Here is a 14,234-nt window from a genome sequence, read left to right as displayed (position 1 = left end):
TGGCGGGGGGCTAGCGCGTGGCGTAGCTGAGCTTGCGCGCCTTCTTTTTCTCTTTCTTCAGGCGGTTCAGCCACATAATCACGCCCGTCACCGGGAAGGTCACGCCGAGCACGCACACGATGAGGGCAATGATTTTGGAGGGCGTGCCGAAGATGGCGCCGGTGTGCACCGGCTTGAAGGTGCGGCGCACGCGCTGGCCGAGGTTGCGGTCCTCGAAAGCCAGCTTGCCCAGCGGCCGGCCGGTGTACTGGTCGAGGTACAGCTCGTCGGTGGCGCCCTCGTAGGCGGCGTGGGCCGTGGTGGTCATCACGCGCACGGCCTCGGCGGAGTCCTTGGGCAGCGACACGGCGTAGGAGAGGGCGCCGGGCACCTGCTGCCGGGCCACGGCCAGCGCCTGGTCGAAGCCGAGCTTCTGGCCGGAGGCTACCAGCTCGGACTTGGGCGCTTCGGGGCCTTTCGGGTCGGAGCTGGTGACGGCGAAGATGCCGTTGTTGAACCACTCAAACGACCAGGCCAGGCCGGTGAAGGCAAACACGAACAGGAACAGGGCCGAGTAGAAGCCGAGCACGATGTGCAAATCGTGGTTGAGGCGCTTGAAGCTCGCGTCCCACTTCACCGTCAGCCGCTGCTTCAGAATCTTGTTCGAGGCCGGCCACCACAGCACGAGGCCGGTGGCAATGATGAAGAGGAACATGAGCGTGCTCACGCCCACCACCAGCTTGCCCACCGGCCCGCCCACCATGCCGCGGTGCAGGGCCATCATGGTGAAGAAGAACGTGTCGCGGTACACGTAGGGGCCCACCACGGCGCCGGTGTAGGGGTTCACGAAGTATTGCGGGCCGCGGCCGCCTTCGCCGCCGCCTTTGCCGCCTTTTTCTCCTTTACCTTCCTTGGCACCCTGGCCTTCGCCGCGGCCGCCGCGGGCGCCCGGGCCGCCTTGCTCGGGCCGGCCTTCGCGCTGCTGGCCACCTTCGCCGCGCACGCTCCCCTCGCGGCCGCCTTCCTTGCCGCCGGGGCCGCCCGGGCCACCGGCCAGGCTGACTTCAACGGTGCGGGCCGGGTCGGCGTAGATTTTCACACCGGCTACCTTGGCCTTGGGACCCGCCTTTGCCTTGACGGCGGCTACCAGCTGCTCCACGCTCAGGCGCTGGGCGGCGGCGGGGGGCGTCACGTAGTACCGTTCGGGGTGCAGGCCCTGCTCCAGCTCTTTTTCGAACACGAGCACGGCGCCGGTAAAGCACACGACGGCAATGATCAGCCCGGCGACGAGGCTGAGGTAGAGGTGAATGTTGCGGAAGAAAATCTTCATGACCGGTGAGCGGGGGCTAGGTACGCCGAACCCACCGGACCAGGTGGCCCGATGGGTTGGCGGCAAGGAAAATTGGGGGTGGTTAGAGCTTGTAGCTGACGGTGGCCGAGAAGTTGCGCGGGGCAATGGGGTTGATGCTGTTGTCGTCGTGCATGTTGTAGCTCAACTCGTTCAGCAGGTTGGCCATTTTCACCCGCAGCGCAAACCGGTTGTGAACGTAGCCCAGGGAGGCGTCGAACAGCAGGTAGTCGGGGATGGAGATGAACTTGTTGGTGTCGCCGTTGGGGAAGGGCTGCCCGCTGCCTTGCAGTTCGCGCGGGTTGCGGCCGGCCAGCTTGTCGCCCACGTAGTAGCCGGTCACGCCGGCGCTAATGCCTTTCAGGGCGCCGGCTTCCACGGTGTAGAACAGGCTCATGTTGGCCGTGTGGGCGGGGTTATAGCGCAGGCGGCTGCCGTTCTTGTAGATGTTGCTGTTGGTGTAGGCCGTGTTGTTGTAGCTGTAGCCGGCGATGAGCGACCAGCCCAGGTAAGGCTTGCTCTGCACGTCCACTTCCACGCCCTTGCTGGTTACTTCCCCGGCCAGTTCCTGCGGGTTCGTCTTGTTGACGGCCGTCTGGATGCGCGGGTCGTTGAGCAGCACGCTCTGAATCTGGTTGCTGTTGACGATGCGGTAGGCCGTCAGGTTGGCCGACAGCGCGCCGTTAAACAGGTCGTTCTTCACGCCCACTTCGTACTGGTCGATGATGGACGGGGGCAGCGGTTGGCCGTCGAGGTCGGTAGCGGTGTTGGCCTGGGGCGAGAAGGAGTTCGAGTACGAGGCAAAGACCGACATGGTCTTGATAGGCTGGTACACCAGGCCCAGGCGGGGCGAGAAGGCGTCGTCGTAGCGGCGGCGTTGTTCCAAGTTGCCGTCCACTGGCGGATTGGCGTTGCGGTTGGCCACCGTTTTATAGTAATAAATGTCGCTGGGCGTCTCCTGGTAGCTCCAGCGCAGGCCCACCAGCGCCTTGATCTTTTCGCTGAAGCTCAGCAGGTCTTGCACGTAGATGCCCGCGCGGCGGGTGCCCGCGTCGGTGATGGTGTTGCGCACCAAATCGTTGAAGCCAGTCAGGCGCGGCCCGGTTACGGCTACCTCGCGGCTCGGGTCCAGCAGGTTGAGGGCGTCGTAGGTCGAAACCGCCTGGTTGGCGTTGGTCGGATTGGCCGGGTTGGTGTACTGCAGCGTGTTGGTCAGGTACTGGTCAGCGTCGGCGCCCACCAGCAGGGTGTGGCCCAGGAAGCCGGTGTGGAAGTTGCCGGTCAGATCCAGCTGCGCCAGGAAGTAGTTCTCACCGGTTTCACTGCGTTGCAGGGTGCGGTTCCAGTTGCCGTAGTTGGCGCCCTGGACGGTGCTGCCGGTCGGGCGGCCAGCCGTGCGCAGCTCGTTGTCGTAGCGCTGGAATCCCGTTACCGCGCGCACCTGCCAGGTATCGTTGAGGCGGCTGGTCAGCGTGGCGGTGGCGCTGGTTTGCGAGGTGGCGTTCAGCGCGTCGGGCACGTTCAGGAACCGGCTGCGCGAGGGCTGAAACACGTAGTCGACCGCGCCGATGCCGTAGTCCGGCGTGCGGTTGTCGCGCAGGTAGTCGCCCTCCACCAGCAGGTCGGTCTTGGGGCTGAGCTTGAAGAGCAGCGAGGGGTTGACGTAGAAGCGGTCCGACTCCACTTGGTCGCGGAAGCTGTTCCCCTGCTCGTAGGTGCCGTTCAGGCGGAACGCTACTTTGTCGCTCTTGCCCACGGCGCCGTACACGTCCACCATCGGCTTCCAGAAGCCGAACGAGCCCACGCGCAGGCCCACCGAGCCGCCCTGCTCAAATTTGGGCTTCTTGGTTACCAGGTTCAGCACCCCGCCGGCGGCCACGTTGCCGTACAGGATAGCCGCGCTGCCCTTCAGCACTTCCATGCTCTCCAGCGAGGAAGTCTCGGGCATCACGCCGTTGTTGAAGCGCACCCCGTTCTTAAAGGTGTTGTTCGAACCGTAGGCGAAGCCGCGGCTGCCCAGTTCCTCCTGGGTGCCGCCGGTAGTGCTGGTCACGTATAAGCCGGGCGTATTCGCCAGCGCGTCGCTCAGGCGCAGCACCTGCTGCTGCTCCAGCGTCTGCTGGTTCACCGTCACCACCGCCTGGGGCAGGTCCAGCGGGCGAATGGGCATCTTGCTCACGCCGGTGGGCCGCTGGTTGATGGTGCGCGTCTCGGTGATTTTCACCTCCGACAGCTGGCTGGTGCTCTTGATCAGCGTTACCGTCGGCACGCTGGTGGTGCTGCGGTTCGCCACTTCTACCTCGATTTCCTGCGTCACGTAGCCCAGGTAGGCCACGGCCAGCGTCTGCTTGCCGGCCGGCAGGCGCAGGCGGAACGACCCGTCCGCTTCCGTGCTCGTGCCGATGGTCGTGCCCTTCACCATCACCGACACCTGTTCGGCCGACTGCCCGTCGGCCAGCACTACGCGGCCGACTACCTGCCCGTGGGCCGGCTGGGGGTTGGTCGGCTCGTCGCCGGAGTGAAGGGGGGCATAGCTCAGATTGGCGTACGCCGAGGCGGTCAGGGGAGCCACGGCAAGGAGCAGGAAAGGTAGGGAGCGGGTCATTCAGCTATTTAGACTGATTCAAAAGTGGTGCAAAGCAACGCACTGTTTAGATTCCGTCCAAACAAACATTAAAACAAAATGAAACTTTTCTAAATAAGCCGCCGAAAGGTGCCCGTCGGCGGCCGGGCGTAACAAGAAACCGCGCTGGAACCAGCTGGCTCGGCGCGGTTTAGGCTTAACCGAAAAGGTTGCGCAGGTTATACGGTGGCCGCGGGCGTCAGCTCGAAGGCTTCGGCCAGCAGCTCGTAGGAGCGGAGGCGGTCCTCAAACTCCGCCGTGATGGTGACGGCCACAATTTCATCAACTTGGTAGCTGCGGGCCACGTCGGTAAGCTGCTCGCGTAATTGGGCGGGCGTGCCGCTCAGGATGCGGCCGCGGTTGTAAGCCAGGCGGCCGCGCTCCTCGGCGGTGTAGGGGTAGTCGCGGGCTTCCTCATAAGTAGGGAAGGGCCCGCGCCGGTTCTGCTCGATGCGCAGCATCTGCAGCTCCATGGCGGCGCGCAGCTGGTGGGCCTTGTCCTCGGTACCGGCGCAGAGCACAAACACGGCCACGTTGGCGGTGGGCTGCTGGAAGAAAGCGGAGGGCTGGAACCGGTCCCGGTAGAGCTGCATGAGCTTGGGGCCGCCGTTGGGGTTGATGAACTGGGCAAAGGAAAACGCCATGCCCAGGTGGGCCGCGTACAGCCCGCTCTGCCCGCTGGAGCTCAGCAGCCAGGGCTCGGGCACCGTGGGCGCCTGGGGCATGGCCTTCACCTTGGCGTGAATGGTGTCGGGTACTTCCTCGTCGAAGAGGAAAGCCTTCAGATCCATGAGCTGCTCGGCAAATTCCTCGTCGCTGAACTGGTTGCCGGGGTTGAGCACGTGGGCGGTGAAGCGGTCGGAGCCCGGGGCGCGGCCGATGCCCAGGTCGATGCGGCCGGGGAAGAGCGTTTCGAGCATGCGGAAGTTTTCGGCCACCTTCAGGGCCGAGTAGTGCGGCAGCATCACCCCGCCCGAGCCCACGCGGATGCGTTGCGTCTGGCCCGCGAGGTGGGCCATGAGCACCTCCGGGGTGGTACCGGCCAGAAACGGCGTGTTGTGGTGCTCCGATACCCAGAAGCGCGAGTAGCCAAGGCGGTCGGCCAGCTGGGCCAGCTGCACGGTTTCGAGCACGGCCTGCCGGGGCGTGGCGCCGGGCCGCACCGGCGACTGGTCGAGCATGCTCAGGCGAATTTGCGGGGTGGTTTCCATGGAGGTGGGGTGGATGTGGCCCGTATAACCGGCCGCCCGGGGCGGCGGTTCGGCCCGTGCGGTACCTTCGCCGATACCCGCCGGCCACCTCCCATACCCGCCAGCGGGCCAGTCTACCGCCGATATTGCGCCCATGAACCCGCCCGCCGACGCCCAGACCGTCCTGCTCGAGTACTTTCGCCGCCACCTGCCCGGGGCCAGTGCCGCGGAGCTGGCGGCCATCGGCAGCCTGTTCGAGGGGCGCCAGCTGGCCCGGCACGAGGTGCTGCTGCGCGCCAGCGAAGTCGCGCGCGTGGGCGCCTTCGTGGCGCGCGGGTGCCTGCGTTCCTTCGTGGTCGACGCCCGGGGCAAGGAGCACATCGTGCAGTTTGCGCCCGAGAATTGGTGGATCAGCGACCAGAACAGCCTCAACCGCCACGAGCCCGCCCAGTTCACCATCGACGCGGTAGAGGCGTCCGAGGTGCTGCTCTTCGACGCCACGTTTTTTCGCAAGCTCAGCCAGATCACGCCGGCCTTCACGGAGTTCTTCCACCGCCTGCTCCAGAACAACGTGCGCACCCTGCAGCGCCGGCTGGTGCTCACGCTCAGCGCCTCGGCCGAGCAGCGCTACGTGGATTTTCTGCAGACTTACCCCACGCTGGCCCGCCGCCTGCCCCAGCGCATGATTGCCAGCTACCTGGGCGTCACTCCGGAGTCGTTGAGCCGCATCCGCCGCGAGTTGGCCGGGCACTGAGGCCGAAGAACCGCCCGCATCGTCCGCGCCGACCTTCGGTTCGCGCTACGGCGCAGACGATTCGCGCGACGACGCTTGGCCGCTCGTTTCACCCCAGCAAATCCATTTCGTCCTTGAGCGGCACGCCCGAGAGCTGCCGCCGCAGGGCCTCCTGCACCAGCCACTGCAGCTTGTCGGCGGCGGCCGGGTAGGGCAGGCCCTCGGGCCGAATGTTCGACACGCAGTTGCGGGCCTCGTCGGTCAGGCCGGGGCGCGGGCCGAAGGTCAGGTAGGCGCCCAGGCTGTCCGGGGCGCTCAGCCCGGGCCGCTCCCCGATAAGCATCAGAGCCAGCCGGGCCCCCAGCGCCGCCCCGATTTCGTCGCTGAGCGCCACGCGGGCCTGCTCGGCTACCACGATGGGCGCCAGCCGGAAGCCGGCCCGTTGCAAGGGCGGCACCAGCAAGGCCAGTACCGGCGCGGCGTGCCGGTTTACGGCTTCGGCCGAAAGCCCGTCGGCCAGGATCAGCACGATGTCGGGGGCTTCAGTGGCGTGGGTGGCCAGCTCCGGCCCGCTTGCTACCCCGAGGCGGCGGCCCAGGTCGGGGCGGTGCAGGTACTGGGAGCGGTCGGGGGCCTGGCTGCGCACCCGGCACACGGGTAGCTGCAGCGGCTGCAGGGCGGTGAGCAGCGGCTCCAGATCCAGCGCCGAGTACACCGCGTCGCGGGCGTGGGCGTGAGCCAGCCGGAAGGCCAAGGCCTCGCGCAGAGGCACGCTGCTGCCGGTGCGGCCCAGGGCAATGCGGGCGGCGGTGAAGGCGCGCAGGCCGGCCCAGGGGTCGGGGGCAGCTGGCTCGGCGGGTAGCTCAGTCATGTCAGGCCATTGTAAACTGCGCAATCAGCTCCCGCAGCTGCGGGAATTCCGCCGTCAGCTCCGCCCGTTGGGCCAGCTCGAAATCGGCAAAATCGAAGCCCGGCGCCACGGTGCAGCTGACCAGGGCGAAGCCCGCACCCTCCTGGAGGCGGGCCCCAAACCAGGCGCCGGCCGGCACCACGGCCTGGGGCACTTCGCCGGCCGCGAAATCCGGGCCCAGGACGATGCTGCGGGCCTGGCCGTCGCTCAATACGACGATTTCCAGCGCCTGGCCCTGGTGGAAAAACCACAGCTCGTCGGACTGGATGCGGTGGAAGTGGGATTTGTCCTGGTTTTCGAGCAGGTAATAAATGGCCGTGCTCACGCTGCGGCGGTGGCCCGCGTCGGTCGAGAGGGCCTGCGCCGCGCGGTACGTTTCGCGGTAGTAGCCGCCCTCCGGGTGGGGCAGCAGCTGGAGGTGGCGGATGATGTCCTGGGCAGTCATGGGAGAAAAAGGCGGAGCTGAAGGAAGCGGGGAAGATACGGCCGGGCTACGCGGGCGGCGGGGCGGCCCCCAGCAGCCGGTGCGTGGCGGGGGCCGGCAGCTGCCGGCCCGCCGCGTCGAACAGGCCCTGCTGCTGCAGCCAGGCCTCGAACTCGGGCGCCGGGCGCAGGCCCAGCACCCGGCGCAAATACAGCGCGTCGTGGAAGGAGCTGGACTGGTAGCCGAGCATGATGTCGTCGGCGCCGGGCACGCCCATGATGTAGGTGCAGCCGGCCACCCCGAGCAAGGTGAGCAGCGCGTCCATGTCGTCCTCGTCGGCCTCGGCGTGGTTGGTGTAGCACGCGTCCACGCCCATGGGCAAACCCAGCAGCTTGCCGCAGCAATGGTCCTCCAGCGCCGCCCGGATGATCTGCTTGCCGTCGTACAGGTACTCGGGGCCGATGAAGCCGACGACGGAATTGACCAGCAGCGGGCGGAAGCGCCGGGCCACGGCGTAGGCGCGGGCCTCGCAGGTTTGTTGGTCGAGGCCGTGGTGGGCCCGGGCCGAAAGGGCGCTGCCCTGGCCGGTTTCGAAGTACATCACGTTGTCGCCCAGCGTGCCGCGGCCCAGGCCGAGGGTGGCTTCGTGGGCTTCCTGCAGCAGGCGCAGGCTCACGCCGAAGCTGCGGTTGGCCGCCTCGGTGCCGGCAATGCTCTGGAAGGTAAGGTCGACGGGAGCACCGCGGCGGATCAGCTCCAGCGTGGTCGTGACGTGGCCGAGCACGCAGGTCTGGGTCGGAATCTGAAACTGCGCGCGTACCTCGTCGAGCAGGCGCAGCAGCGCGGCGGCGGCGGCGGGCGAGTCGGTGGCGGGGTTGATGCCGAGCACCGCGTCGCCGCTGCCGTAGAGCAGCCCGTCGACCAGGCTGGCGGCAATGCCGCGGGCGTCGTCGGTGGGGTGGTTGGGCTGCAGGCGGGTGCTCAGGCGGCCCGGCAGCCCCAGCGTGTTCCGAAAGCGGGTGACGACCACGCACTTGCGGGCCACGCTGATCAGCTCCTGGTTGCGCAGGAGCTTGGACACGGCCGCCACCATTTCGGGCGTCAGGCCGGGGGCCAGGGCCCGCAGGGCCGCCGGGTCGGCCGCATCCGAGAGCAGCCAGTCGCGCAGCTGGCCCACGGTGAAGTGCGCCACCGGGGCGAAGGCCGCCGCGTCGTGCGAGTCGATGATCAGGCGGGTGACTTCGTCCTGCTCGTAGGGCACCAGGGCCTCCTGCAGAAACCGGCGCAGCGGCACGTCGGCCAGGGCGTACTGGGCGGCCACGCGCTCCTCGTAGGTGCCCGCGGCCAGGCCGGCCAGCTCGTCGCCGGAGCGCCGGGGCGAGGCCCGGGCCAGCAGGGTTTTCAGGTCTGCAAAGGCGTAGACGCGCTGGCGGATGGTGTGCCGGTAGCTCACGGGCAAGGGCGGATTGGGCGGAAGGGCGCCCGGGTGTCGGGCAACAACGCCCGCGCGGCCGCGGCGGGCCGCGGAAGATATCAAACAAACCCGCCCAACGCACCCCGCCCAACGCCGCTCGGCCCCCAGCGGCGCTGCCGGAGCAGCGCCGCTGGGGGCCGAGCGGGGCCAGAATGTGGCGTAGAAATTACTTCTGGTGCTCCAGGCTGATGACGAACAGGTTGGTGCGCTCGGGCTGGCTCAGCAGCAGCAACTGGTCCTCGAAGCCGGCGTAGCCGCAGGTCAGCGTCAGGCGGGCGTTGGTGGGCAGGGTGAGGGTAAACTCGCCCTGCGAGTTGGTCACGGCCAGGATTTCGCGGGTGTTGGTTTTCCAGACGGTGGCGCCGGGCAGCGGCTGGCCGTCGGGGGCGGTGATGGTGCCGGCCACACGCACGGGGAAGTGGGCGTGCAGAACGTCGGTGCTGGGGGCCACCAGCTGGGTTTTGATGCGCGTGGGGGCGGCGGCGGCGGGCCGGGCGGCGCCCTTGGCGGCGGGCTTCACCGTGCCGGCGCGGCGGGCCGGTACCCCGGTGGCGGCCGAGGCCGAGGCAAACGAAGCAACGGTGAAGAGCAGCGCGGCGAAGAAGGTGTGGAAGTGGCGCATGGTGGGTAGGTGTGGGTTAGCAGTGAAGACCTGGGCCAGCGGGCGGCAACCCGGCTTGAGCGTTGGATCTGAGGCAAACCTACGCCGGCCGCCGGCCCCCGGCCCGGCTTATTTGCCCACGGGCGGCCCGGCCTGTGCGAACGGCCCGATTTCCTCTGCCGACCGCCGCCGCCCGGCCTTGGTTGCGTCCGGTCGGGTCCCCATTTCTTACCATACATCAATGCCCGGCCCCGGCCCGCGGCGGTACCTTTGCCCTGTACTTAACCGGAGGCCCCGATGGACCGCCTAGCCTTCCTCAAAACCCTGGCCCTGCTGCCCTTCGCCTCCGTTGCTGCCATGAATCTGCAAGACCTGCACAACGTATCCTCCGCCTTCCAGACCAGCGCCAAAATGCCGGTGCTCTTCATCGGGCACGGCTCGCCGATGAACGCGCTGGAAGACAATAAATTCACCCGCGCCCTGAGGAAAATGGGCGAGGAGGTGCGCCAGCGCCAGAAGCCCAACGCCATCCTGGTGGTGTCGGCGCACTGGCTCACGCGCGGCTCCTTCGTGACGCTGAACGAGCGGCCCGAAACCATCCACGACTTCGGCGGCTTTCCGCAGGAGCTGTTCGCCATGCAGTACCCCGCGCCCGGCGCGCCGGAGTACGCCCGGCAGGCCCTGGCCCTGGTGCCCGACCTGCACGGCTCCGACGAGTGGGGCCTCGACCACGGCACCTGGACGGTGCTGCACCACCTCTTTCCCGCCGCCGACGTGCCCGTGTTCCAGCTCAGCCTCGACGTGCAGAAAACGCCCGCCCAGCACTTCGCCCTGGCCGCCCAGCTGCAGGAGCTGCGCCGCCGCGGCGTGCTCATCATCGGCTCGGGCAACGTGGTGCACAACCTGCGCCTGAGCATGCAGAAGCTGATGGCCGGCGACGCCTCGGCCTACGACTGGGCCGTGGAATTCGACGAGTGGGTGAAAACGCGCATCGACCAGCGCGACTTCCGGGCCCTGCTGGACGTGCAGCAGGCCGGCGCCAGCGGCCCGCTCGCCGTGCCCACCCCCGACCACTACTGGCCGCTGCTCTACTCCCTGGCCCTGGCCGACCGGGACGAGCCCATCAGCCACGCCTTTGAGGAAGTCAGCTTCGGCGGGCTGAGCATGCGCACGGTGGCCATTGGGTAGAGGCCGGAACTGCCGCAGAAGCTCCGCTCCGGTACAATGAACCACCAAGCAAGCATCTGTTATCCTTTATCTGGCGTCCGCAACGCGAAGGACCTTGTCCCGTCCGCACAGGTGGTTCGAGCGTGATAGGGATGATAGATAACGTCCAATAGGCTGACTTCCCAAACAGCTGGAGTGTTTCGGCGGCCATTCTGCATTTCAGAATGGCCGCCGAAACGTTTTTTTGGTCATTCCGAAATCCGGACCGGCCTCCGAAACAACTTTTTGCCCATTCCGCATTGCGGAATGACCTCCGAAACAACTTTTCGCTCATTCCAGAATCTGGAACGGCCGCCAAAACGTTTTTTCTCTCTTTCCGAAATTCGGAAAGACCGGCCCAACTCAGCAGGACCGGTTGCTGCTACTGCCCCCGGAACCGCCAAACCGGCAGCACCTCGCCGGCTTGAAACGCCTGCCGTTCGGCGGGCAGCTCCACAAATCCGTCGGAGGGCAGCAGGCTGGCCAGGTCGCCGGAACCGTGGGCGCGCTCGGGGCGGGCCAGCAGGCGGCCGTCGGGGCTGCGCCGCAGGCTCACCAGCAGAAAGTGCGTCAGATTCGGCTTAAACGTGACGTCGGCGGCCAGCACGGCGGGCTCCGGCGCGGCAAACTGCGGCGCGGGCAGCTGCACGGCTCGCAGCCAGGGCGCGGCGTAGCGGTAGTAGTTGATGAACGTCGAGACGGGGTTGCCGGGCAGGGCGAAAACCACCGCGCCGGCGGGGTGACGGCCAAACCAGAACGGCTTGCCCGGCCGCTGCTGCACCTGGTGAAACAGCTGCTCGGCCCCGGCCCCGCGCAGGGCCTGGGGCAGGTAGTCGGCCTTGCCCATCGACACGCCCCCGCTGAGCAGCACCACGTCGTACTCCCGCATCAGCGGGGGCAGGCCGGCGGCCAGCGCGGCCGGGTCGTCGTCGAAGTGGAAGAGGCTGCCCGCGGCCCCGGCCTGCTGCACGGCCGCCAGCAGCATGTAGGCATTGGAGCGGCGAATCTGGTGCGCGGCGGGCACCTCGCTGATGTCCACCAGCTCGTCGCCGGTGCTCACCACGGCCACGCGGGGGCGCCGCGCCACGCTTAAGGTCGTGGCGCCCACGGTGGCCGCCACGGCAATTTCGGCCGGCCCGAGCACGGTGCCGGCGGGCAGCAGCAGCGCCTCCGCCGGGTGGTCGGAGCCCCGGCGGTGCACGTTGTGGCCCGCGGCGGGCGGCGGCACCTGCAGCGTGGCTACGCGGCGGCCGTCGGGCTGCTGCTCGATCAGCAGGTCTTCGTAGCGCACCACCGCATCGGTGCCGGGCGGCAGCACCGCCCCGGTCATGATTTCGATGGCGGCCGTAGCGTCGCGGAGCGGGGTAGGGGGCTGGCCGGCAAACTGCGTCTGTTCGATTATAAACTGCCGCTGCCCGGTGGCCACGGCGGCGAAGCGCAGGGCAATACCGTCCATCGTGACCCGGTCGAAGGGCGGAAAGGGGCGGTCGGCGTGCACGGCTTCGCGCAGCACGCGGCCGGGGGCTTCGGTGAGCAGCACGCGCTCGGCGGGCAGGGGCGCGGCGGTGGCCCGGACGAGGCGGGTAGCTTCTTCGACGGAAATCATGCGGCGAAGGTAACCGGCTGCGGCGTCGTTGCTGTTGTAGGAGTCGTGGCGTTATTAGCGCCGTAAGCATCGTAGCGCGAACTTTGGCTGCGCCGACCTTCGGTTGTAGTTCGCGTATCCTGAACGATAATCGTTGTTTACCCGTCAACGATAACCGTCCGGGATACGCCAAGCAGGGCTTCGCGCTACGACGCTGGCGACGCTAACAGCGCGGACGCCCCCTTTACTGACCTGACTCATGCCTGATACCGATTCCCAGAAACTCACCCACCTGAACGCCGCCGGGCAGCCGGCCATGGTCGACGTCGGCCTGAAAGCCGTGACGCGCCGCGTGGCCCGGGCCCGCAGCCGCGTCGTGCTCGGGGCCGATATCCTGGCCCTGGTGCAGCAGGGCGACCTGCCCACCCGCAAGGGGCCGGTGTTCCAGACGGCCATCCTGGCCGGCATCATGGCCGCCAAGAAAACCGCCGACCTCATCCCGCTCTGCCACCCCCTGGGCCTCGACGACTGCCAGGTGACCGTGACCGTGGCCCCGCCCGCCGCGGTGGTCATCGAGTGCACGGCCACTGTGACGGGCAAAACCGGGGTGGAAATGGAAGCCCTGACCGGCGCCAGCGTGGCCGCCCTCACCATCTATGACATGTGCAAGGCCCTCTCGCACGACATTGTCATTCAGGAAACGCGGCTGCTGTCGAAAACCGGCGGCAAAAGCGACTTTCAGCACGTGGAGTAGCGCGGAGCGGTGCTCGGTGCTGGCGCGGAACGCGCCAAGGCGGAACCGGGCCGTCCGGCCGCATCCGCCATGCCCGCCGTTCTGCAGCCAACCCAATTTTCCTTTGGCGTCTTCGCCGCCCGCGCCGGGCACCGCTCCGCGCTACATTTAAGACCCCCCATGACTCACCAGAAACACGCCGCCCTGGCCCGCCCCGCCCTCGGCGAATTCGGCCGCCACGAGCTGGGCATCCTCGGCGCGCCCTGCGGCGTCATCAAGGACCTGGCGGCCCGCCTGCTGCCCCTGCTCACGCCCGCACTGCGCGTGGCCTACGTCGACGCCGACCACGCCGCCGGCGACGAGGCGGCCGACGGGGGCGCGGGCGGGGCCGATGCCATCCTGCAGGCCGGCGCCGCGGCCGAGCTGACCGATAAAATTCACTTCCGCCGCCTCGATGTGCGCCGGGGGATGGACAAGTTCATCCAGCCCCAGTGGCTGAACGAGCAGAGCCTGGTGCTCGTCAACGGCAACCACTTCCCGGCCCGGCAGCAAATCGTCATCATCGACCCGCGCAAGCCGCTCGACAAAAAGCTGGACCGCCTGACCGACGTGCGGCTGGTGCTGCTCTCGGAAGGCCAGACGGAGCTGCCCGCGGTGCTGCAGGCGCACCTGGGCGAAAAAGCCGTGCCCGTGCTGCCCCTGGCCGCTACCGCCGCTATTGCCGCCTGGACGCAGCAGTGGCTGCGCGAGCAGCAGCCCCCGCTGCGCGGCCTGGTGCTGACCGGCGGCCGCAGTCAGCGGATGCAGCAGGATAAAAGCCGCCTGCGCTACCACCAGCAGGAGCAGCAGGAGCACGCCGCCGCCCTGCTGGCCCCGCTCTGCCAGGACGTGCTCATCAGCTGCCGCCCCGACCAGGCCCCCGAGGTGCCCGCCGGCCTCACCGCCCTGCCCGACCAGTTCCTCGACCTGGGGCCCATGAGCGGCCTGCTCACCGCCTTCCGCCACGACCCCAACGCCGCCTGGCTGGTGGTGGCCTGCGACCTGCCGTTCCTGACCGAAGCTACGCTGCAGCACCTGGTGCAGCACCGCCACCCTGGCCGCGTCGCCACCGCCTTCCAGAGCCCCGACAACGCGTTTCCCGAGCCGCTCATCACCATCTGGGAGCCGCGCAGCTACCCGGTGCTGCTGCAGTTTCTGGCCCTGGGCTACTCCTGCCCCCGCAAGGTCCTCATCAACTCCGACATCGAGCTGCTGCCTGCCCCCGCGCCTCAGGAGCTGCGCAACGTGAATACCCCGACGGAGCGCGAAGCGGCGCAGCAGGAACTGGCGGGTGGCTGACCCGGTGAGGTACCACGACTTGAGCGCAGCGAAGTCGTGGTACCACTATCGTTGCTGATGTTGGGCCATGTGGGTTCAGTGTGCGTGCTG

Annotated in this window: 12 protein-coding genes; 4 read left to right on the top strand and 8 right to left on the bottom strand. The window is 68.0% G+C overall.

The genetic code is table 11. From position 1 onward, the window contains the following. Positions 1–10: 10 nt before the first annotated feature. From DLM85_RS06515 to DLM85_RS06505, 3 genes are all read right to left on the bottom strand, one after another. Complete coding sequence (locus DLM85_RS06515; protein ID WP_111477231.1) at positions 11–1,309, bottom strand: PepSY-associated TM helix domain-containing protein; 1,299 nt, start codon at positions 1,307–1,309, stop codon at positions 11–13. A gap of 82 nt (positions 1,310–1,391) precedes the next feature. Beyond that, positions 1,392–3,899: a TonB-dependent receptor gene (locus tag DLM85_RS06510; RefSeq protein ID WP_243635874.1), complete on the bottom strand. Its 2,508-nt coding sequence runs from the start codon at positions 3,897–3,899 to the stop codon at positions 1,392–1,394. 230 nt (positions 3,900–4,129) lie between these two features. Then, a complete protein-coding gene (locus tag DLM85_RS06505) occupies positions 4,130–5,161 on the bottom strand; it encodes an LLM class flavin-dependent oxidoreductase (RefSeq protein WP_111477229.1) in 1,032 nt (343 codons plus the stop codon). A 133-nt stretch (positions 5,162–5,294) separates the two neighbouring features. Between DLM85_RS06505 and DLM85_RS06500 the strand changes: the two genes are divergently transcribed. Further along, positions 5,295–5,894 (top strand): Crp/Fnr family transcriptional regulator, encoded by a 600-nt coding sequence (locus tag DLM85_RS06500; RefSeq protein WP_111477228.1) that lies wholly within the window; start codon positions 5,295–5,297, stop codon positions 5,892–5,894. A gap of 88 nt (positions 5,895–5,982) precedes the next feature. On the opposite strand, the gene eutC is transcribed toward DLM85_RS06500, so the two are convergent. From eutC to DLM85_RS06480, 4 genes are all read right to left on the bottom strand, one after another. Then, positions 5,983–6,744, bottom strand: coding sequence for an ethanolamine ammonia-lyase subunit EutC (gene eutC / locus DLM85_RS06495; protein WP_111477227.1), 762 nt, complete (start codon positions 6,742–6,744; stop codon positions 5,983–5,985). A gap of 1 nt (position 6,745) precedes the next feature. Then, positions 6,746–7,228 carry a cupin domain-containing protein gene (locus DLM85_RS06490; protein WP_111477226.1) on the bottom strand — a complete coding sequence of 161 codons (483 nt, stop codon included), beginning with the start codon at positions 7,226–7,228 and terminating at the stop codon, positions 6,746–6,748. Between the two features lie 46 nt (positions 7,229–7,274). After that, positions 7,275–8,660, bottom strand: coding sequence for an ethanolamine ammonia-lyase subunit EutB (locus DLM85_RS06485; RefSeq protein ID WP_111477524.1), 1,386 nt, complete (start codon positions 8,658–8,660; stop codon positions 7,275–7,277). Between the two features lie 187 nt (positions 8,661–8,847). After that, the gene (locus DLM85_RS06480; RefSeq protein WP_111477225.1) at positions 8,848–9,303 is read right to left on the bottom strand and encodes a carboxypeptidase regulatory-like domain-containing protein; all 456 of its coding nucleotides are present in this window, start codon (positions 9,301–9,303) and stop codon (positions 8,848–8,850) included. 276 nt (positions 9,304–9,579) lie between these two features. Between DLM85_RS06480 and ygiD the strand changes: the two genes are divergently transcribed. Further along, entirely contained in the window at positions 9,580–10,470 is an 891-nt protein-coding gene (gene ygiD, locus DLM85_RS06475; RefSeq protein ID WP_243635873.1) for a 4,5-DOPA-extradiol-dioxygenase, read from the top strand. A 400-nt stretch (positions 10,471–10,870) separates the two neighbouring features. Here the strand turns inward: ygiD and DLM85_RS06470 are convergent, their stop codons facing one another. Continuing rightward, positions 10,871–12,094: a molybdopterin molybdotransferase MoeA gene (locus tag DLM85_RS06470; protein ID WP_111477224.1), complete on the bottom strand. Its 1,224-nt coding sequence runs from the start codon at positions 12,092–12,094 to the stop codon at positions 10,871–10,873. Between the two features lie 238 nt (positions 12,095–12,332). On the opposite strand from DLM85_RS06470, the gene moaC reads away from it, so the two are divergent. Together moaC and DLM85_RS06460 are read left to right on the top strand one after the other, a co-directional pair. Continuing rightward, positions 12,333–12,827 carry a cyclic pyranopterin monophosphate synthase MoaC gene (gene moaC, locus DLM85_RS06465; protein WP_111477223.1) on the top strand — a complete coding sequence of 165 codons (495 nt, stop codon included), beginning with the start codon at positions 12,333–12,335 and terminating at the stop codon, positions 12,825–12,827. 159 nt (positions 12,828–12,986) lie between these two features. Next, on the top strand, positions 12,987–14,144 hold the full coding sequence (locus DLM85_RS06460) for an NTP transferase domain-containing protein (RefSeq protein ID WP_111477222.1): 1,158 nt from the start codon (positions 12,987–12,989) through the stop codon (positions 14,142–14,144). Positions 14,145–14,234: the final 90 nt, after the last annotated feature.

Source organism: Hymenobacter edaphi (assembly GCF_003258365.1).
In the GTDB taxonomy this organism is placed as follows: domain Bacteria; phylum Bacteroidota; class Bacteroidia; order Cytophagales; family Hymenobacteraceae; genus Solirubrum; species Solirubrum edaphi.
The sequence above is the reverse complement of the archived record's forward strand: the minus strand, read 5'-3'. Positions and strand labels throughout refer to the sequence as shown.